Origin of the sequence: Acinetobacter sp. T_3_1 (genome assembly GCF_025377055.1) — a bacterium.
Taxonomy (GTDB): Bacteria; Pseudomonadota; Gammaproteobacteria; order Pseudomonadales; family Moraxellaceae; genus Acinetobacter; species Acinetobacter kookii.
In genome coordinates, this window is sequence record NZ_JACHVD010000019.1 from 1 (window position 1) to 19,902 (window position 19,902).

Below are 19,902 nucleotides of genomic sequence, written 5' to 3' on the forward strand. Positions count from 1 at the left end.
GTCGTATGACAGGTTTAATCAGCTGATGAAATACGGTATTCTGATGTGACAAAACCTGAGTCCTTGGTAGTTAAAGTGTTTGTTCGCACTTATATTTTAACTATTCGGACTCAGGTTTTTTTATTTAAAGTAAACTATGGGACAGCAGTGCCCATTTGGGTGCTTTTTTAGCGTGCAATCTTAGTTCGCAGCAGCATCAACCACTGGAATCTTACCAATTTTCGCTTGCCAGATTTTTGGCGCAGTCGCGTGAATAGAAGTACCATTGACATCAACCGCTACAGATACAGGCATATCTTCAACTTTGAATTTGTAGATAGCTTCCATACCCAAGTCAGCAAAAGCCACAACTTCAGCTTCACGAACAGCTTTAGATACCAGGTAAGCAGCACCACCTACAGCCATCAGGTAAGTTGCTTTATTGTCTTTGATGGCTTCAACCGCAGCAGGACCGCGATCAGCTTTACCAATCATTCCGTACAAGCCAGTCGCTTCAAGCACTTGGCGAGTGAATTTGTCCATACGTGTTGCAGTTGTCGGACCAGCAGGGCCCACCACTTCGTCGCCTACAGGATCGACAGGGCCAACGTAGTAAATGAACTTGCCTTTAAGGTCTACAGGAAGTTCTTCACCGTTGTTCAGCATATCCACCATACGTTTGTGCGCAGCGTCACGACCGGTATAGATGGTACCGTTAAGTAATAAGGTATCGCCTGGTTTCCAGGAATTCATTTCTTCTTGGGTGATGTTGTCCAGGTCAACACGTTTAGAAGATGAAGAATCCCAAGTGACAGCAGGGTAGTCTTCAAGTTTAGGTGCTTGAATATGTGCAACACCTGAACCGTCTAACTGGAAGTGTGCATGACGAGTTGCAGCACAGTTCGGAATCATACCCACCGGTTTACCCGCAGCGTGACATGGGTAATCTTTGATTTTGATATCAAGAACAGTGGTTAAGCCGCCTAGACCTTGCGCGCCAATACCCAATGCATTTACTTTTTCGAAGATCTCGATACGAAGTTCTTCCATTTTGCTTTGTGGACCACGGCGAAGCAATTCGTCCATGTTGATCTCTTCCATCAATGCTTCTTTGGCAAGCATCATGGCTTTTTCAGCAGTACCACCAATACCGATACCGAGCATACCAGGAGGACACCAGCCTGCACCCATGGTTGGAACAGTTTTCAGTACCCAGTCCACGATAGAGTCAGAGGGGTTCAGCATGGCAAGTTTAGATTTGTTTTCTGAACCGCCACCCTTGGCAGCAACAGTAATGTCGACTTTGTTGCCCGGTACGAGTTTGTAGTGGATTACCGCAGGTGTGTTGTCTTTGGTATTTTTACGGCCAAATGCAGGATCAGCTAAAACTGATGCACGAAGTACGTTAGAGCTTTCCAGATAACCTTGACGTACACCTTCGTTGATTGCATCGTCTAGGCTCATGGTTAAATCAAATTTAACGTCTAGACCCACTTCAAGAAATACGTTCACAATCCCGGTATCTTGACAGATAGGACGGTGGCCTTCTGCACACATACGGGAGTTAATTAAGATTTGTGCAATAGCATCTTTTGCGGCTTTGTTCTCTTCACGATCATAGGCACGGCTCATCGCTTGGATGAAGTCTTGTGGATGATAGTAAGAAATGAACTGAAGCGCATCTTTTACCGATGTGATCAAGTCATCTTGCTTGATAATAGTTGTCATATCAAATATCTCTTGAGCGGGCTGTTAGCTAGCGGGCTAAATTATAAGATAAAAAGCAGGTTTTGTGGGTATTTTGAATGCTTTTTGGCCGAAAGTTTAATGGTGAATTTCAGCTCAGGTGAACTGTTGTTTTTTGAGTGATTTCTGTCATAAAGATGACAAAGGGCAATTATTCTTCCGGGTGAATATGACGTTTAAACTATTGATTAACCGGTTTTTAACTTATTTCTTGTTTGAAATTTCTGAAAAATAAAAGTTAAGTCTGATCATTTTTTAAATGAGGTTAGGTAAGACAATTTTGTCGCAAAACTTTTATGTAATAAGCGCATAAAAGTTCATCTGATAAATATAGACTTCTTTCAATTGTTCGAGTCATTGATTTTTCTTTATGTCGTGCAGTGATAGGGTTCCGGTCAGCAAGAAGATGAGGCATAGGCTTTATCTTCTTTTTTGCTTTAAATTTTCTCAAAATAAAGACATGCTAAATCTTCAAATCTTCAAATCTTCAAATCTTCAAATCTTCCAATCTTCAAATCTTCAAATCTTCCAATCTTCAAATCTTCAAATCTTCCAATCTTCAAATCTTCAAATCTTCAAATCTTCAAATCTGGATCTAAATTTGCCTATACTATTAAGATTCACCTTTAGAAAATCAGCTCATGAAAGATCAATCTGAGTTTGCGAAAAATATCATTAAAATTTATAAGAAACATGCACGTGCGTGGACGGAATTACGCGGCCAGTTGCTGTATGAAAAAGCATGGCTCAATTATTTTCTTTCGCTGATTCCTGAACATGCTCAAATACTGGATTTAGGTTGTGGTTCAGGCAAGCCGATTGCTGCCTATTTAATTGAACAAGGGCATTCCGTAGTCGGGGTAGATAGTTCTGATGTCATGATTGAAATGGCTAAGCAAAACTTTCCTGAACAGCACTGGATTCAGGCAGATATGCGTCAGATAGAGCTAGAACAAAAATTTCAGGGTATTTTGGCCTGGGACAGTTTTTTTCATTTGACTCAGCATGATCAGCGCAAAATGTTTACTCAGTTTTCTAGGTTTGCTGAGCAGAGCACGGTTTTAATGTTTACTAGCGGGCCTGCTGCAGGTGAGGCGATAGGGGATATGTTTGGTGATGTACTGTATCATGCCAGTTTGTCACAGCAAGAATATCGTACCTTATTAAAACAGCATGGTTTTGAAGTAATAAAGATGGTCGCGGAAGATCCCGACTGTGCCGGACATACGGTGTGGTTGGCGCAAAAGTTTTGATTAAGTCATGCTTAGTCAAATGTCGATGAATAATGAGTTAAATTTTGAAATATCATAAAAAAACCACCTGATTTTTCAATCAGATGGTTTGGAAAACTTAAATTTACGAATTATTGAGCCGCTTGTTGCTCTGCCTGAATGGCAGTCAATGCAATAGTGAACACAATGTCATCCACCAATGCACCACGTGACAAGTCATTCACCGGCTTATTTAAACCTTGCAGCATTGGTCCCACGCTCACTACATTTGCTGAACGTTGAACTGCTTTATAAGTAGTGTTACCTGTGTTGAGGTCAGGGAAAATAAATACATTCGCGCGACCTGCAACTGGTGAACCAGGTGCTTTAGACTGACCTACGCTTTCAACCGAAGCTGCGTCATATTGCAATGGACCATCAATCAGTAAATCTGGACGGCGTTGCTTGGCAATTTCAGTCGCTTTCGCCACTTTTTCTACATCCGCACCTGCACCCGAAGTACCGGTTGAATAAGAAATCATCGCGATGCGCGGGTCAATGCCAAAGGCTTTGGCTGAATCGGCAGACTGAATCGCAATTTCAGCCAGTTGCTCAGCATCCGGATCCGGGTTAATTGCACAGTCACCGTAAACATAGACTTCATCTGGCAGCAGCATGAAGAACACAGAAGATACCAGTGAGTAATCCGGCGCGGTCTTGATTAACTGGAATGCAGGGCGAACCGTATTGGCTGTCGTGTGAACTGCACCTGATACCAGGCCATCCACCTGATCAAGGGCCAGCATCATGGTGCCTAAAACTACCGTGTCTTGTAACTGTTCACGCGCTTGTAACTCGTTGAGTTTGCCTTTACGTAGATCAACCATTTTTTCGACATAATTCTCGCGAATCAGGTCTGGGTCAAGAATTTCCAGATCATGCGGTAATTCAATTCCACGTGCTTTTGCTACTTCAACCACAACTTCAGGTTTTGCCAGCAGAATACAGTGGGCGATTCCACGAGACTGACAGATTGCTGCGGCCTGAATGGTACGTGGTTCATCTCCTTCAGGAAGAACAATGCGCTTTTTCGCTGCAATTGATTTTTGTACCAGTTCATGACGGAATGCAGAAGGGGACAAACGTGGTTTATGTGCATCGCTGATTAACTGCGTCAACCAGTCTGCATTGATATGGCTGGCTACGAAACGGGTCACCTGCTCAGCACGTTCGGTATCATCTACCGGAATTTCATTGCTTAAGTTCAGCAATTGTTGTGCTGTGTCAAAAGTACTCAATTTGGTGTGTAAAATTGGCAAACCATTTTTGATTGCTGTTTGACAGAATTCTAAAGCTTGAGTGCTTGGTGCCTGATGTTCAGTTAAAACCAAACCTGCAAGTGGAATGCCATTACTGCTTGCCAAGCTACTTGCAAGCAAGACATCAACACGATCAGAACCGCTGATGATGAGTTCACCTGCCACGAATTTATGCATTTCGTGTTCAATATTGGACGCAATTAAGCTGCTGTGTAATACACGGCGCTGTTTTGCATCGCCCTGGTTAATCCATTCAGCTGAAATATGTGCAGCCAAGTCAGACATGCGTGGCACACTTAAAGTGTTGCTGAATGGAACTAAGCCAATCACTGGCATACAGTCTTTACCAATCATTGGGTACGTGGTTTGAATCGCACTCACAAATCGGTTGGTATCGCTAATTAAACGCAGGTTTGGATCAAGCGTAACAGGAATTTGTGCAGAATCTTCCGGCAAGCCTTTGGTACGCATGAACAATACGCCTGCAGTACGCTCGCAAGTCGCACCACCAAAGAAACGTAACTGGTTATCAACTTTTGCCGCAGTTTTTGCTGCGTTGTTAATGTCGGCATTGCTGACAATAATCACTTTGGCATCAAGCGCTTTTGCCAGAGTGGCATTGAGTTCTGTCGCAAAAGGATCGCGTCCGTTTGGTAGCACGCCTTCTACAATAATGACATCGTGATGTTTGGAAATTTCACGGTGTAAACGTACTGCATCTTCAAGCAGCTCGTCATTTTCATCATTTTTTAAACGTTCAGTCAGGGCCGCATAGGAAATCGGTTCAACGGTTTCATGCTTGAACAGGTGATGATACAGGGCAGTGGTGCGGTCTGCTTCAGGCTGTAATTCTTGAGAGAAAGGCTTTAGAAAACCTGCTTTTACGCCTTGGCATTCCAGTGCATAAATTAAACCAAGACATGCAGACGTTAAGCCAACACCAATTTCTGTAGGAACCAAAAGTATTGTTTTCATCATTTTTTCTAAATCATAAAGGGATTTATTGAAAGCATACGTAGACTACAATTGCTTAAGCAATCGTAGCCTCACATTCAGGCTTTTTTGCAGCTGACTGATTCACCTCTTCTACAACGTGCGCAGTTTCTTTAGCAATACGGCCTTCTTCATCAGTTGGAATGACCCAGATTTGAGGGCCTGTGCCAGCATCAATACGACCTTCTGTACCGCGTTTCAAATTATCGTTTTGTTCTTTGCTTAAGTTGAAACCGAAATGAGGTAAGTAAGCCATGGTCTTTTCACGGATGTAGGCCGAGTTTTCGCCAATACCACCGGTAAAGAACAGGCCATCAAGGCGCGGCAAGCCACAGCTTAACGCAGCTAGAGATTTAGCCAGACGGTAGCAGAATACTTCAATGGCCAGCGTTGCATCTTCATTGCCTTGTTCTGATGCTTCAATCAGGGTACGCATGTCATTTGAAAGGTTGTCTGATAAACCGAGCAAGCCACTTTCCTTGTTCAGCATCTTGTCAATTTTATAGACATCCCAGCCCAGGTTTGCAGCCAGGAAGCTATGCAAACTTGGATCGACATCACCGCTACGGGTGCCCATCACAATGCCTTCAAGCGGGGTTAAGCCCATTGAAGTGTCTACACTTTGTCCATTCCAGATGGCACAAGTCGAGCTGCCATTGCCTAAATGAGCTGTCAACCAGCCACCTTGTTTCAAGCTGCCAGCCAATTCAGAACCACGTTCAGAAACATAGGCGTGACTGGTACCGTGGAAGCCGTAACGGCGTACATTGTGTTCTGTATACAGGAATTTTGGCAATGCATAACGGTAAGCATGTGCTGGCATAGTCTGGTGGAATGCGGTATCAAAAACTGCCACTTGTGGAAGTTCCGGGAACAAACGCATAGTGGCATCAATACCGACCAAATGCGCAGGGTTGTGTAAAGGCGCAAGTGGTGTTGCTGCACGAATACGTTCTACAATTTCTTCATTTAATAATTCTGCTTTGGTCAATGTACCGCCGTGTACCACACGGTGACCAATCGCTTGTGGATTATAATGAGATAAGCGTTCTAAGATGGTTTCCAGTGCCTTTTCATGATCAGCATGTGGAATGGATAGTTCAAGTGGTTCACCGCCCGCAGTGATCCCTTTAATACGGGCGTCAGCAGCCCCCAGGTTTTCTGCGAGACCAAAGATACGGTCTTCACGGCGCTCAGAAACCAACGCATATTTGATTGAAGAAGATCCGCAGTTAATTACTAATACTGATGTAGACACGTTTTCTTACCCAAATTTTAATTGAAATATTCATCCATAACGTTGATCTGAACGCAGTTTTGTTTATTGATGCAATTTAGATCAGTGATAATGTTTTAACATGCGATTTTTTTTTGTCCTAGATAGACTTTAGGAGATTAGACTTAAGCACTATCGACCCAATAACTAATAATAATTAAAATTTATCAGTTAATAGATTTCATTTATTAATAAAATAGTACTCGATCATAAAATGTTTACTAGAAGCCCATTTCCAAAGCTAGAATGGCACGCATGATGTATTTTGAGCAGGGCATTCCTGTTGTATTATTGCTTACTTTTGATACTTTATTTCTGACCAGCGTACAATGACATAGGCAATCAATGCCACCATAAAAAAGACCAGCATCATCCAGGCCAGACCTTGTAAGGTTTCAATAATGGTCCGGTAAATTTCCAGTACCCAGCGCTCTTGGGTCAGTTCAATCACAATTTTCTTGTCATTCTCTGTATAGGTCAGGGGCGTGATGTATTTTTCCATATCGTAAATACGAATGCCGGAAGATGTGCCGACCACCATGCCGGCAAATTTGGTGTATTTTGCCCAGGCTTCATGAATCGGGTCGTGAATGATACGTGCCAGAATGGCATTAATAGAATTGGAAAAAATTTTCATTACTGCAAAAGAAACCAGTAATGCCAGTAAAAATGTACAAATGATTAAATAATAAAACATGCGATTTCCCTTATATCTTTCTCATTATTTTTATCATGTTACAAAATTTAAGATGGGGATAGTGTAGTCGCTGTGTTCAGCCTCATGCCTGAAACTGAACACCAAAAGATTCTTTAAATAGAGAACTTATTGGCGAATTTGACCGTCCCCAAATACCACCCATTTTTGCGAAGTCAGGCCTTCCAGACCGACCGGGCCACGCGCATGAATCTTGTCGGTTGAAATGCCGATTTCAGCACCCAGACCATATTCAAAACCGTCGGCAAAACGGGTAGAGGCATTGATCATCACTGAGCTTGAGTCGACACGGGCCAGGAACTGACGCGCCAGGCTGAAGTTTTCGGTAATGATGGCATCAGTATGGTGTGAACCATATTTGTTAATATGATCAATGGCTTCATCAATCCCGCTGACCACTTTAACCGCCAAAATCGGGCCTAAATATTCAGTGTACCAATCTTCTTCGCTGGCCGGTTTGATGCTTGAACCGAGAATGCGCTGGGTTTCACGGCAGCCACGCAGTTCCACCTGTTTTTCTGCATACAGTTCAGCAATGCTTGGCAAGAAATCTTCGGCAATTTTCTCATCCACCAGCAAGGTTTCCATGGCATTACATACGCCGTAACGATGGGTCTTGGCATTCAATGCAATCGGCAGGGCTTTTTGCAAATCGGCCTGTGCTTCAACAAAGACATGGCAGTTGCCGTCCAGATGCTTAATCACTGGAATACGTGCTTCATTGCTGATCCGTTCAATCAGGCCTTTGCCTCCACGTGGAACAATCACATCCACATATTCAGACATGGTAATCAGGTGTCCAACTGCGGCACGATCAGCCGTATTGATCACCTGTACCGAAGTTTCAGGCAAACCCGAAGTCTTTAGACCATGCTGAATCGCTTCAGCAATTGCCTTGTTGGATTGCAGGGCTTCCGAACCGCCACGCAAAATAATAGCATTGCCTGATTTCAAGGCCAGTGAGGCGGCTTCCAGCGTCACGTTTGGACGCGACTCGTAAATCATGCCGACGACACCCAAAGGTACCCGCATTTTCCCAAGCTGGATGCCTGAAGGGCGGTAAGCAAGGTCAGTGATTTCCCCAATCGGGTCAACCAGACTCATGACATCTTTCAAGCCATGCAGCATGCCTTTAAAGCGGCTGGGGGTAAGTTCTAAGCGATCAAGTAATGCACTGTCCAAATGATTGTTTCGACCATTGGTCATATCAATTTGGTTGGCAGCCAGAATTGCAGCTTCACTGTCTTGTAATGCAGTGTAAATTGCAGATAAGGCATTGTTTTTGGTTTGGGTAGAAGCGCTTGCTAACACGCGAGAAGCTTGGCGTGCCTGTTGTCCTACCGTTTGCATATATTGTTCAATCGAATCTTGCATAGCGGTTTGATCACTTAGAAATTACATCTTTGATAGTAACAGTCTGGAACCCGACAATGAAGCATCTGCTTGGAAAAAAGTCCCTGAAACTTTCAGGCTGTTAATATTTTGAAATCCTTTTCTAGGTAAATTTAGATAAGTGGTCATGGAATCAGTTGCTTGGGCAAGCATCCTCTGTATATTATGAAAAGATAAAGACAGTGAAGTCTGATAATTACAGCGAAGAATGGACGCAGCATGACGCAGAAATTCTATATTTATTTTCTTGCAAAATAACAATAAGGCAAGAATGGAGGAAGGGATATGAATTCCATGATCCAAATGGACTCGGATGTAGAAGAATCAAACGCAAGTTTTGGTTTTTTTGATCTTTACCATAGGAACAGTTTTAAAGAACCCGCACGTACCACCTGGATTGATGGCTGGAAAATTGAATACATGGCCATTGCTCAACCAGAAACCATCCACAACACTCCAATTGTTATTATTGGAGGGGCTTTCCAAAATTTTAATTCCTATAAATATTGTGTGGAGCAATTACTTAGTGCTGGCCCGATCATTTTAATTGACCTGCCTTCCATGGGCGCCAATCAGCAAATTACCAATCGCGATACCGGCATTTCTGCAGGAACACTGGAATTGCCTGACTTGGCGCGAATGTTGGGGGAGTGGGTCGATATTGAAAATTTATCCAAAGTTTCAGTGATGGGCATGTCACTGGGTTCGGTTGTGGCTTCAAGTTTTGCCGTGCAACGTCCGGAACTGGTCGATCGCATGATTCTGATGGGCGTGATGCAAAAAACGCGTAAAAGCTGGCGTATGCTGCTGGAAGAATCTTTGCATTTAATGAATGAACAGCGCATGGACGAGTTTGGCCAGGCAGTGATTCTGTATCTGGTGAATCATGCCAAAATCGATCAAACCCGCATGTCACCGACAGCAAAGCGTTTGTTCTTTAAACAGATGGCTGAATTTACCGCAACCGAGCAAGACCGCTATGAAATCAACTGTAGCCGCTTGTTACGTTTAACCGATGTTCCTATTCCGCAATGTAAAGTACTGGTGGCATGTGGGCAATACGACAGTTTTACCTTGCCGCATGAAAATGCCAATTTTGCTTTGCAATGTCCAGATATGGAATTTGCAATGATTGCAAATGCCGACCATGTGCCACAATTACAGCGCCGTAAAGAAACCATGGGGCTGTTTGCAACATTCCTGCAGGGACAATCTATTCAAGATGTAGAAGGGGTCATCCCGATGACACGTGCCCAGTTGCTGACCCTGGAGCGCCGTGGTGAAGAACGTATTGCCGTACAGAAGCCGATGACCGTATTAACGCATCGTCATTCAGATGTGCAGTTGCCTACCCGTATTGTGGATTTAAACTTTTTTGGTGTTTTACTTGAGTTTACGCCAGGTTTGGCAGAAAAAGCTGAACAATACCCGCGTGATTTGGCCTTGCATCTGGAAGATGAAGAAGGTCAGTTTAAAATTGAATGCTTAATTTTTGAGGTTCATTCAACACGAGTTCGGGCGTTGTTCAAGCATGGCAGTTTTGATGTAGCAGAACGGTTATTGCGTTATGTACAACGACAAAAAGCAGTGATGACGGTTTTGGAATCGGTCAGTTAATTTAAGGTTAAGCTCAAATAAAAACAGCGTTATATAACGCTGTTTTTTTTGCTTGCATGAATCATCCAGACCAGATCACCCAAATGTTCTTCACCAGAGAGGAAGGGCACAGTCGGATTTTGAAAATACTGTTGCGGTTGTACAATACTGACCTGTTCAAAACCGGCTTGCTGGAAAAAATCCTGCGCTTGTTGAGGGTTAATGAAATGAAAACTAAATGCACTCTTGGACATCCATTTCAGTAATTTACTGCTAGCCCAAATAAAATTGGCCAATCTGTTTTTGACCGGTTCTGGATAAATATCGGTCAGGTAGTGCAGTTCCTTGAAATTTTGACCGTAACGGTAAATGGCTTGAAGCAGTTGTAATAACATGTCTTTATTAAAGTAGTTGATCAGGCCCTCACTTATCACCACCAGTGGGCGATTCGGATCGAATACGTGAAAAGCCTGTTCAAAATCAGCCGTGAATAAATCCACGGATAAAACTTCCGGACTATTGGCATCAATCTGTTTTAAAGCTTGGGTTTTGACTTTTGCCATATCGGGTAAATCAAGTTCACGATAATCAATATGGGGGAACTTCTGCCGGAAATTCCAGCCACGCGGAGAAAGCCCGCTGGCAATTTCAAGTACCTGCAAATCGGGGTGCTGTTCAATCAGTTGCGTGAGATGTTGATCAATCATGCGGTGGCGTTGTTTTAAGGTGGTACGCATACTGCCGCCAACAAATTTTTCAGCCCAGCTTTCTAAAGGATGTACCAGCTTGGCGAGCATTTTCCCTTTAGAGGTTGCAAAAACCGGATGAGAAATGCCCATGGTATACCAGATGTAACCGGTGTAATGGGCAGTAAATGAAATATGTCGATGTTCTGAAAGTTGTTGTGTCATGTCATCCTGACCTTATCTGTTTTTTTAGTTTTTAATCTAAAGCGCATTATTTATTTTCTTTGCGAGTCAATTCTGCTCATTTTAAATGTTGAATTAATTAAAAGATAAGCAAAATACAGTAAACGGCACTTTTATTTCTGTTTATCATAAAGAAAAAGGAACACCTTGTCGTGTTCCTTTTGTCGAATTAATTCAATGATTTCTTAAAGTTTTCGATGGTGTCACGAACTTTTTGCCATTCTGCTCCCAAGTCCAGAGTTTGCCCAACCCTGATCTCTGGGATTTTTCCTCGCATACGCTCCAGACGTGCTTGGTCCGGTAAAGGTAAATCACGAATTCCTTCTAGTGCTGTACATGCTGCTAAGCGGTCATTACAGACCAGACCCATATCACATCCGGCTTTGAGTGCAGCCTGTATGCGGGCATCGGCACCCCCAGCAACACATGCTGCCTGCATGGTTAAATCGTCGGAGAACAGCACGCCATCAAAGTTGAGTTGCTGACGCAAAATATTTTGAATCCAGTAGGGCGAGAAACCGGCAGGATTCGGATCGATCTGGTCATAAATCACATGCGCAGGCATTAAGGCATCTAGTTGCGGCATGAGCTGGATAAAGGTTTGCATGTCCTTGTGATAGATTTCCTCATAAGAACGTGAATCTACCGGTGCGGCTACATGTGAGTCTGCCTTGACCGAACCATGACCCGGGAAATGTTTGCCGGTATTGGCCATGCCCGCACGTTTCATCCCTTTGATGAAGGTGCTGGCAAGTGGAACAATATCATCAATATTTTTGGCAAATCCACGATCGCCAATCACATCACTGACATCATTCAAGTCCAGTACCGGTGCAAAACTGAAATCAATCCCTACGGCAAGCACTTCGGTGGCCATCAGCCAGCCGCACTGTTCGGCTAAATCAACTGCTTTTTCAGGTTCGGTCAGATAAAGCTCACCTAAACGTCCCATGGCTGGAAGCAGGGTAAAGCCCTGTTTCAAGCGCTGAACCCGGCCACCTTCCTGATCAACGGCAATTAAAATGTCCGGTCTGATGCGACGCATATGATCGGTTAAGGCGCGAACTTGTTGTGGTGATTCTATATTTCGTGAAAATAAAATCATGCCACCTACTTGCGGTGCTCGTAATAGTTCAATATCTTCTTGAGTAAGTTCTGTGCCAGCGATGTCTAGCATCAATGCGCCAATCATATCGGTGTCCGTGTTGGAATTTTATAAAGAAAAACAATACCCGAATTCTGCAATGATTTGCTACATTTTGACAGTACAGAATATGATAAAACTACACGACATACATATTAAGTTGTTTAAGATTTTGAATATACTCGATTCATGTTGAAAAATGACGTTGTAATATTGGTCAAAGACCAAGGAAGTACGAATTATTTATGAAACTTCAGACATTAGCTTGTGCAGTTGCAATTGCGACTGGAGGATTTTTCTTTTCTCATGTAATGAACGAGGCAATTGCAGCTAATAATACAGAGGCAGTTTCTCAATCGATTCAACCTACCCAAGAACAGGCGTTGGTTTCGCGCCAATTGGCGACTTTGGTTGATCGTCAGCATTATTTAAATCAGCGTCTCGATGCGGCAACCTCTAATCGTATTCTGGATTTTTATCTAGATAGTCTGGATGCAGACCATTCATTGTTTTTAGCCCCTGAAGTTGAACAATATAAGAAAAATTATGGTGCAAATTTCGGTGCTGCATTAAAAGCAGGGGATTTATCTGGACCTTATTTAATTCATGCCCAATATCGTGACCGTTTAAAACAGTTTTATGAGTTTATGCTGGCAGAGTTGAAAAAGCCGCAAAATCTGAAACAAGGTAATGTCTATATTGAAACTGACCGTGAAAAAGCACCTTATTTCAAGACTGCCGCAGAGCAGCAGCAACACTGGAAAAAAATGCTGGTGTCGCAGCTGATTAACCTGACCATCAGCAAGGAAGAAGAGGCTGCGAAGCAAAAAGCCTTAAAAGAAGATCCGACGCTGGCCAATGGCCAGGATCTGGCAAGCCCTGAGGACCTAACGCCGGTTCAAACCCTGACTAAGCGTTATACTCGCCAGCTTGAACGTGCCAGCCGTGTAAAAAGTGATGATGTCCTCGACAAGACTTTGAATGCGATGATGCTGACCTATGATCCGCATAGTAACTATTTCCCGCCAGTAGATGCAATGGAATTGAACCGTCAGACGACCTTGCAGCTAGAAGGGATTGGGGTTTCGATTCGTCCTGAACGCGGCAATGAAGATTACACCAAGATTGAAAGCATTGTTGAAGGTGGGCCGGCCAGTAAATCAGGTCAAATTAAACCCGGAGACCGCATTATTGGTGTGGCGCAAGACGGCGATAAAATGGTGGATGTGATCGGTTGGGCCAGTAATGAAGTGGTCGGCCTGATTCGAGGCAAGCGTGGAACCAAGGTCAGCCTGCGTTTATTGGGCGCGGGTGCGTCCATGGGGCAGGCACGTACAGTCAGCCTGGTGCGTGATGTGATTCAGGAAGAAGATGCAGGGGTCCGTTCACGTACGGTAGAGATCAAACGTGATGGTAAAAATCATACCTTTGGTGTGATTGAAATTCCGTCGTTTTATTTGAATTATCGAGCGCGTCGTGCAGGTACGGAGTATCGTTCTGTTTCTGAAGATACCAACAATGCTTTAAAGAGTCTGGCAGCCAAGAATGTAGAAGGGATTATTATCGATTTGCGTAATAACCCCGGCGGCTCGCTTGAAGAAGTTGCACGTATGCTCGGGCAAGTTATCAAGTCAGGCCCAGTGGTGCAAATTCGCGACGGTAATGGCAATGTCAGCGTGTTTGAAGACAACGATGGTGGTGCACAAACCTATGCCGGTCCACTGGCAGTCATGATCAATCTGGCCTCAGCCTCGGCCAGTGAGATTTATTCTGCCGCTATTCAGGACTATGAGCGCGGTATCGTAATTGGCAGTACCACCACAGGTAAAGGCACGGCTCAGGTTCAACTGGATACCTTGGCCTATGGTCAGGCAACCTTGACCCAGCGTAAGTTCTACCGGGTGACCGGGGGAAGTACCCAAAATAAAGGGGTCGTACCTGACATCAAGCTGGTCGATATCTACAATGAAGAATTTGGTGAGCGTAAGGCGAAGAATGCCTTGAAATGGGATACTATTCCAACTGCCCCATTTAAGCGTGAAGGTTCGGTACAGCCTTATGTGCAAACTTTGGCGCAAATGTCCCAACAGCGTGTCAATGTTGATCCACAATTTAAATATCTGGAGCAACGTAAAGCGATTGCGAAAAAAACCGATGAGCAAAAGCGTGTAGTGCTGGATATTGACCTGCGCAAAGCCGAGTTGAATGCACTTGAGCAGAAAACTTTAGAGGCGGAAAATCAGCGCCGTAGCTTGACGGGGCAAAAGCCTTATGCCAACTGGGAAAGTTATCAAGCCTCAATGGATGCTTTAATCGAGTCGCGTGCGAAAATGAAAGCTACACAACGACCTGCCTTGCCTGAAGAAGAAACTTTTGTTAAAGAATCTGCCAATATTTTATTGGATTATGCAAAGTTGCAATCATCCACTCAGGCAGCTCGCCAGTAGGGTGTGTAATTCGGTATTTTTCATTTAAATATTCAAAAAAGCCAGTTAGTTGATCTGACTGGTTTTTTTATGGGGATGTGAGCAAATAGCGAAATGATTTTTAAACTGCTCTAAAAATATGAACGGTGTACGGATAACGGTAAAAAAGTTGAACTATGTTTCTTTTGTAAAATGAATAAATTAGAAATAAAAAAGAATAGAGTAATTATCACTTGACCAAAATAGAATAGTATTAGATTCTTGTTTTAATTGATTGTTTTTATAATTACTCTTTAAAGATAGAAATTTTTTTGATTGTATAAAGAGTATGAATCACGTGGATTAAAACAAGAAAGATAACCTTTACGGAACTGAATATGGTTCATATACATTATGATTTTAGCCTGGTAATTGTTTCAATAATTATTGCTATTTTAGCCTGCTATTTTACAGTCTCACTCGAACAATTATTATTCCGTGGCTTGAGTCAGAAATATGAAAAAATGCTTCTCATTATTAGTGGTCTCACGCTCGGGGCTGCAATTTGGGGTATGCACTTTGCCGGCATGCTCGCTTGTCATTTCCCGGCAGATTACTCTTTTGATTATGGCCTTACTTTTGTTTCCTATCTTATTGTATTTATCGCATCGACCTTTGCCATTTGGTTGACCACGCGGGAAACCTTACCCTTTGGCCGGCTTGTGTTAGGTGCGGTACTGATGGGAATGGGTATTGCCGGGATGCACTATACCGGCCTGATGGCACTGGTTTTCGATCAGCACCAAATTTATTATGATCCTTTGCTGACGATTTTTTCCGTTTTAATGGCAATAGCAGGTTCAGGTTTAACATTTTGGCTCATCTTTAAATATAAAAATGCAGTACAGCAAAAACTGCTGATCAAAATTTCCCTGGTATGCATGATGGCGCTGACCATAGTTGCAATGCACTATATGGGTATGGGGGCAATTTTTTTTCATGCCATTGTTGCAGATCAGATGGTTACACATTATCAAACCGAGCAAGGATTAATTTTATTGAGTGTGATTTTAGTCACTAGTTTAATTTTTCTTGCAGCATTTTGTGTTGCCATACTGGAACAAAAACTCGAAGTTCGCAATATACAGCTTTCTAAAGCCAATCGTGAATTGGCCAATCAGGCCGTGCAGGACAATTTAACCAAATTACCCAACCGTTTATTCCTGGCTGAATACTCACACTTTTTGTTTACGGACCATCGTTATAGCGATGATAAAATTGCTTTTATTTATATTGATTTAGACCGCTTTAAAGCGGTGAATGATGTCTTTGGACATCATGTGGGGGATCAGTTGCTGGTGCAACTGGCCAGCCGCATTCAGCACAAGCTGAAACCAAATGAAAAACTGCTCCGTCTAGGCGGAGACGAGTTTTTGATGGTGCTGGAACAGGCCACCCTTGAACATGCAGTTGAAAAGGCCGAGCAGTTATTGGAGCAAATCCAGGACAGTTTTTTGATTGCCGGTAAAGAAATTAATATTTCCAGCAGCATTGGCATCGCCCTGTACCCCGATCATGGCAATAATTTGCAGGATCTGCTGATTAATGCCGATGCAGCCATGCTGATGTCGAAGTATCAAGGCAGAAACACCTATTCCGTATTTAGTTACAGCGTGGACCAGCAGGAAACCAAAAGTCAGACCAAGCTGATTAATGATTTATATAAAGCGGTGGAAGAACAACAATTTGTTCTGTTTTATCAGCCTAAATTTACCACCCGGGATTATGCTATTTGCGGTGTAGAAGCCCTGATCCGCTGGAATCATCCAAGTCTGGGAATGTTGACGCCAAACATGTTTATCGGGGGAGCTGAAAAAACCGGGCTGATTATCCAGATGGGCTATTGGGCGCTTGAACAGGCCTGTAAACAGATTCACATCTGGGAGCAAAAAGGTGCTAATTATTTCCCTGTCGCGGTGAATTTATCCGCTGTGCAATTTGAACATAAGCACCTGTTTTCAACGCTGGAAAAATTATTTGCTCAATATCAGATTAATCCCAATCATTTAGCCATCGAAATTACGGAATCGACAGCCATGCATCATGTTGACTCTACCATTCGGAGTTTTGAGCGATTACGTCAGATGGGAATTAAACTGGCCATTGATGATTTTGGAACCGGGCATTCCAGCTTTTTATATTTGAAGAACCTGCCGGTGGATGAGTTGAAAATAGACCGGGAATTTATCCGGGATCTGGCCGTTGGTTCAAAAGATGAGATCATTCTGGCCAGTATTATCCAGCTGGCCATAAAACTGGGTCTGGTGGTCACGGCAGAAGGGGTCGAAACACCTTTGCAGGCAGACATTCTGACCCGTTTGGGCTGTCAGCAATTGCAGGGCTTTTTGTTAGGAATACCGATGGATGTGAACCGTCTGGAAACCATGGACAGGGCATTATTTACTTAAGCTTGATGCGGGTTGAACAGGTTTAGTTCATTTCAAAAGTTTTATGATCTGCTACAATATGGCCAATTTTTCATATTGATCGTATTTGATCTTGAGCACTGCGGTTCTGCAGTAGGTATTTTCCATGAGTTTTAAAGATGAGTTAGCGGCGCAGGTCGCTCAGCGACGTACATTCGCCATTATTTCCCACCCCGATGCCGGTAAAACCACCATGACAGAAAAACTGCTGTTATGGGGGCAGGCGATTCAGGTTGCAGGTATGGTGAAAAGCCGTAAATCGGACCGTGCAGCCACTTCTGACTGGATGGAAATGGAAAAAGAGCGTGGGATTTCAATCACCACCTCGGTGATGCAGTTCCCCTTCAAAGACAAGATGATCAACCTGCTGGACACCCCGGGGCATGAGGACTTCTCGGAAGATACCTACCGTACCCTGACCGCAGTGGACTCTGCACTGATGGTGATTGACGGTGCGAAAGGGGTCGAGGAACGGACCATTAAATTGATGGACGTGTGTCGTATGCGTGACACCCCCATCATTTCTTTCGTCAACAAAATGGACCGTGAAATCCGTGAGCCTTTGGAGCTGCTGGATGAGATTGAAAACGTCCTGAAAATCAAATGTGTCCCATTAACCTGGCCACTGGGTACCGGCCGCGATTTTGCCGGTGTTTATAATCTTCTGGAAGAAAAATTCTACGTTTACAAAGCCGGTTTTGGTTCAGTGATTACCGATATTGAAGTGCGTGATGGCTATGAGCATGCCGACCTGCGTGAAAAAGTCGGAGAATTGGCGTGGGCAGCATTTGAAGAATCGCTGGAACTGGTCCAAATGGCCAATGAGCCACTGGACCATGCAGCATTCCTGGCAGGCCGTCAAACTCCAGTCCTGTTCGGTACGGCGCTGGGTAACTTTGGTGTCGACCATGTACTGGATGCTTTCAGCAACTATGCACCTGAACCTAAAGCACATCCGACCCAAGACCGTAAAGTGGATGCCACTGAAGAAGGTTTTACCGGTTTTGTCTTCAAGATTCAGGCCAATATGGACCCGAAACACCGTGACCGTATTGCCTTCATGCGTATCTGTTCAGGCAAGTACGAAAAAGGCATGAAAATGAAGCACGTGCGTATTGATAAAGACGTGCGTATCAGCGATGCCTTGACCTTCCTGGCCGGTGACCGTCAGCACCTGGAAGAAGCATGGCCGGGCGATATCATTGGTTTGCATAACCACGGCACCATCCAGATTGGGGATACCTTTACTTCAGGTGAAAAACTGCAGTTTACCGGTATTCCACACTTTGCTCCGGAAATGTTCCGCCGTGTTCGCCTGAAAGATCCATTGAAGTCGAAACAGCTGCAAAAAGGCCTGAAAGAGCTGTCTGAAGAAGGCGCAACCCAGGTCTTCATGCCGCAGAACAGCAATGACTTAATCGTTGGTGCGGTGGGTGTACTTCAGTTCGAAGTGGTGGCATACCGTCTGAAAGAAGAGTATAAAGTGGACTGCATCTATGAACCGGTCAGCATCAATACGGTACGTTGGGTATCTTGTGAAGATGAGAAGAAATTCAATGAATTCAAGAAAAAAGCCCATGACCAGCTGTCAGTGGATGGGGGCGGTCATTTGACTTATCTGGCCCCAAGCCGGGTGAATTTGCAGCTGATGCAGGAGCGTTATCCGGATATCCAGTTCCGCGCCACTCGCGAACACTAAAATCACTTAAAATAAAACAGCTTCTTTATGAAGCTGTTTTTTTAGGGGGTGGATGACATTTCATCAATATGTATTGTCGCAAACATAGACGAAGTGTCAGCTGCCCTATTAGAATCATAAAGATAGATGAATTACTTGAGAAAAAGAGTGGTCAGCATGAACGGGAAACTCGGGGCTGCATCGGTAATCGTCATTGGTCTGATGCTCAGTGCCTGTGATGCTTCAAAACAAGAATCCAAACAACCAGATCAGCAGCAAGCGCCAACTTCGGTATTTAAAACCGAGCAGGCGGATGTCTTGCCCTATTTAAATATTCAGGAGCAGCAGGCAAAAATTGCCTTGCCTTTTTGCGAAACCAAGAACTGTATAGACCTGAGTATTCAAACGGTACATACCGAAGATGCCTGGTTAAATGACTGGATTGCCAAGAGCCAGTCCAAGGTCATTCAAGATCAAATTGGTTTAAAACAGGACATGAGCCTGCAGCAGGCCGTAAATGCCTATGTGAAAAAGTCGGATGCCTGGCAGGCTGAATTTGCCAAAAATAAGCCCTACGAACTGTCAATGTATACCCGAATTGCCTATCAGCGGAATCAATATGTGCTCATGCAGTTAGGAGTCGATACGACGCAAGAAGAAGTAAAAGTAAAAGAGCGATATTACTTCTTTGTGGCTGACCGTAAAAAACAGAAGGTGGTGACTTTGCTGGATATTCTGGAACCTCAGCAGCAAACCGCCATGAATGGCATTGTGCAGCAGGCTTATCAAAAATGGTTAAAGCAACAAAAGGCTGAAGCCAGACAGAAAGCGCCAAAAAAACTGTATTGGGGGCAGGCGGACTGGTTCTTTGATCAGGAAGGCATCGGTTTGCATTATCGCACCCATGAAATTGTGGAGGATGGTGCCCAGCTGGATATTTATTTAACCAAAGAACAAACCAAGCAGATATTGAAAGCTGACGCTTATCAGCATATGTTTTAGTCATCCTGAATAAATCCAGACATCAAGTGAA

General features: G+C 43.8%; 13 protein-coding genes. 6 read left to right on the top strand and 7 right to left on the bottom strand.

What is annotated here, in order from left to right:
* Positions 1 to 180: 180 nt before the first annotated feature.
* Positions 181 to 1,707, bottom strand: coding sequence for a fumarate hydratase (locus H4I94_RS13965; RefSeq protein WP_092820830.1), 1,527 nt, complete (start codon positions 1,705 to 1,707; stop codon positions 181 to 183).
* A 659-nt stretch (positions 1,708 to 2,366) separates the two neighbouring features.
* Between H4I94_RS13965 and H4I94_RS13970 the strand changes: the two genes are divergently transcribed.
* Positions 2,367 to 2,978, top strand: a complete 612-nt coding sequence (locus tag H4I94_RS13970; RefSeq protein ID WP_261183489.1) for a class I SAM-dependent DNA methyltransferase — start codon at positions 2,367 to 2,369, stop codon at positions 2,976 to 2,978.
* A 110-nt stretch (positions 2,979 to 3,088) separates the two neighbouring features.
* Here the strand turns inward: H4I94_RS13970 and pta are convergent, their stop codons facing one another.
* The 4 genes from pta to H4I94_RS13990 form a co-directional block, all read right to left on the bottom strand.
* The gene (gene pta, locus H4I94_RS13975) at positions 3,089 to 5,230 is read right to left on the bottom strand and encodes a phosphate acetyltransferase (RefSeq protein ID WP_261183490.1); all 2,142 of its coding nucleotides are present in this window, start codon (positions 5,228 to 5,230) and stop codon (positions 3,089 to 3,091) included.
* A 55-nt stretch (positions 5,231 to 5,285) separates the two neighbouring features.
* On the bottom strand, positions 5,286 to 6,506 hold the full coding sequence (locus H4I94_RS13980; RefSeq protein ID WP_092820836.1) for an acetate/propionate family kinase: 1,221 nt from the start codon (positions 6,504 to 6,506) through the stop codon (positions 5,286 to 5,288).
* Between the two features lie 313 nt (positions 6,507 to 6,819).
* Positions 6,820 to 7,221, bottom strand: a complete 402-nt coding sequence (locus H4I94_RS13985) for a hypothetical protein (RefSeq protein WP_092820838.1) — start codon at positions 7,219 to 7,221, stop codon at positions 6,820 to 6,822.
* 126 nt (positions 7,222 to 7,347) lie between these two features.
* Positions 7,348 to 8,613, bottom strand: coding sequence for a glutamate-5-semialdehyde dehydrogenase (locus H4I94_RS13990; RefSeq protein WP_261183491.1), 1,266 nt, complete (start codon positions 8,611 to 8,613; stop codon positions 7,348 to 7,350).
* Between the two features lie 303 nt (positions 8,614 to 8,916).
* Between H4I94_RS13990 and H4I94_RS13995 the strand changes: the two genes are divergently transcribed.
* On the top strand, positions 8,917 to 10,248 hold the full coding sequence (locus tag H4I94_RS13995) for an alpha/beta fold hydrolase (RefSeq protein WP_092820842.1): 1,332 nt from the start codon (positions 8,917 to 8,919) through the stop codon (positions 10,246 to 10,248).
* Between the two features lie 29 nt (positions 10,249 to 10,277).
* Here H4I94_RS13995 and H4I94_RS14000 read toward each other — a convergent pair whose 3' ends face one another.
* A complete protein-coding gene (locus H4I94_RS14000; RefSeq protein ID WP_261183492.1) occupies positions 10,278 to 11,138 on the bottom strand; it encodes a class I SAM-dependent methyltransferase in 861 nt (286 codons plus the stop codon).
* Between the two features lie 187 nt (positions 11,139 to 11,325).
* On the bottom strand, positions 11,326 to 12,348 hold the full coding sequence (gene nagZ, locus H4I94_RS14005) for a beta-N-acetylhexosaminidase (RefSeq protein ID WP_261183493.1): 1,023 nt from the start codon (positions 12,346 to 12,348) through the stop codon (positions 11,326 to 11,328).
* A gap of 197 nt (positions 12,349 to 12,545) precedes the next feature.
* Between nagZ and H4I94_RS14010 the strand changes: the two genes are divergently transcribed.
* From H4I94_RS14010 to H4I94_RS14025, 4 genes are all read left to right on the top strand, one after another.
* The gene (locus tag H4I94_RS14010) at positions 12,546 to 14,747 is read left to right on the top strand and encodes a carboxy terminal-processing peptidase (RefSeq protein ID WP_261183494.1); all 2,202 of its coding nucleotides are present in this window, start codon (positions 12,546 to 12,548) and stop codon (positions 14,745 to 14,747) included.
* 356 nt (positions 14,748 to 15,103) lie between these two features.
* Positions 15,104 to 17,173, top strand: a complete 2,070-nt coding sequence (locus H4I94_RS14015; protein ID WP_261183495.1) for a putative bifunctional diguanylate cyclase/phosphodiesterase — start codon at positions 15,104 to 15,106, stop codon at positions 17,171 to 17,173.
* A 124-nt stretch (positions 17,174 to 17,297) separates the two neighbouring features.
* Positions 17,298 to 18,890: a peptide chain release factor 3 gene (locus H4I94_RS14020; protein ID WP_092820852.1), complete on the top strand. Its 1,593-nt coding sequence runs from the start codon at positions 17,298 to 17,300 to the stop codon at positions 18,888 to 18,890.
* Between the two features lie 156 nt (positions 18,891 to 19,046).
* Positions 19,047 to 19,871 (top strand): hypothetical protein, encoded by an 825-nt coding sequence (locus H4I94_RS14025; protein WP_261183496.1) that lies wholly within the window; start codon positions 19,047 to 19,049, stop codon positions 19,869 to 19,871.
* The last annotated feature ends 31 nt before the right edge of the window (positions 19,872 to 19,902 follow it).

Bases quoted from the DNA above. Each gene is read 5' to 3' on its own strand.
- H4I94_RS13965 (WP_092820830.1), bottom strand. From the start codon at position 1,707: ATGACAACTATTATCAAGCAAGATGACTTGATCACATCGGTAAAAGAT.
- H4I94_RS13970 (WP_261183489.1), top strand. From the start codon at position 2,367: ATGAAAGATCAATCTGAGTTTGCGAAAAATATCATTAAAATTTATAAG.
- pta (WP_261183490.1), bottom strand. From the start codon at position 5,230: ATGAAAACAATACTTTTGGTTCCTACAGAAATTGGTGTTGGCTTAACG.
- H4I94_RS13985 (WP_092820838.1), bottom strand. From the start codon at position 7,221: ATGTTTTATTATTTAATCATTTGTACATTTTTACTGGCATTACTGGTT.
- H4I94_RS13990 (WP_261183491.1), bottom strand. From the start codon at position 8,613: ATGCAAGATTCGATTGAACAATATATGCAAACGGTAGGACAACAGGCA.
- H4I94_RS13995 (WP_092820842.1), top strand. From the start codon at position 8,917: ATGAATTCCATGATCCAAATGGACTCGGATGTAGAAGAATCAAACGCA.
- H4I94_RS14000 (WP_261183492.1), bottom strand. From the start codon at position 11,138: ATGACACAACAACTTTCAGAACATCGACATATTTCATTTACTGCCCAT.
- nagZ (WP_261183493.1), bottom strand. From the start codon at position 12,348: ATGATTGGCGCATTGATGCTAGACATCGCTGGCACAGAACTTACTCAA.
- H4I94_RS14010 (WP_261183494.1), top strand. From the start codon at position 12,546: ATGAAACTTCAGACATTAGCTTGTGCAGTTGCAATTGCGACTGGAGGA.
- H4I94_RS14015 (WP_261183495.1), top strand. From the start codon at position 15,104: ATGGTTCATATACATTATGATTTTAGCCTGGTAATTGTTTCAATAATT.
- H4I94_RS14020 (WP_092820852.1), top strand. From the start codon at position 17,298: ATGAGTTTTAAAGATGAGTTAGCGGCGCAGGTCGCTCAGCGACGTACA.
- H4I94_RS14025 (WP_261183496.1), top strand. From the start codon at position 19,047: ATGAACGGGAAACTCGGGGCTGCATCGGTAATCGTCATTGGTCTGATG.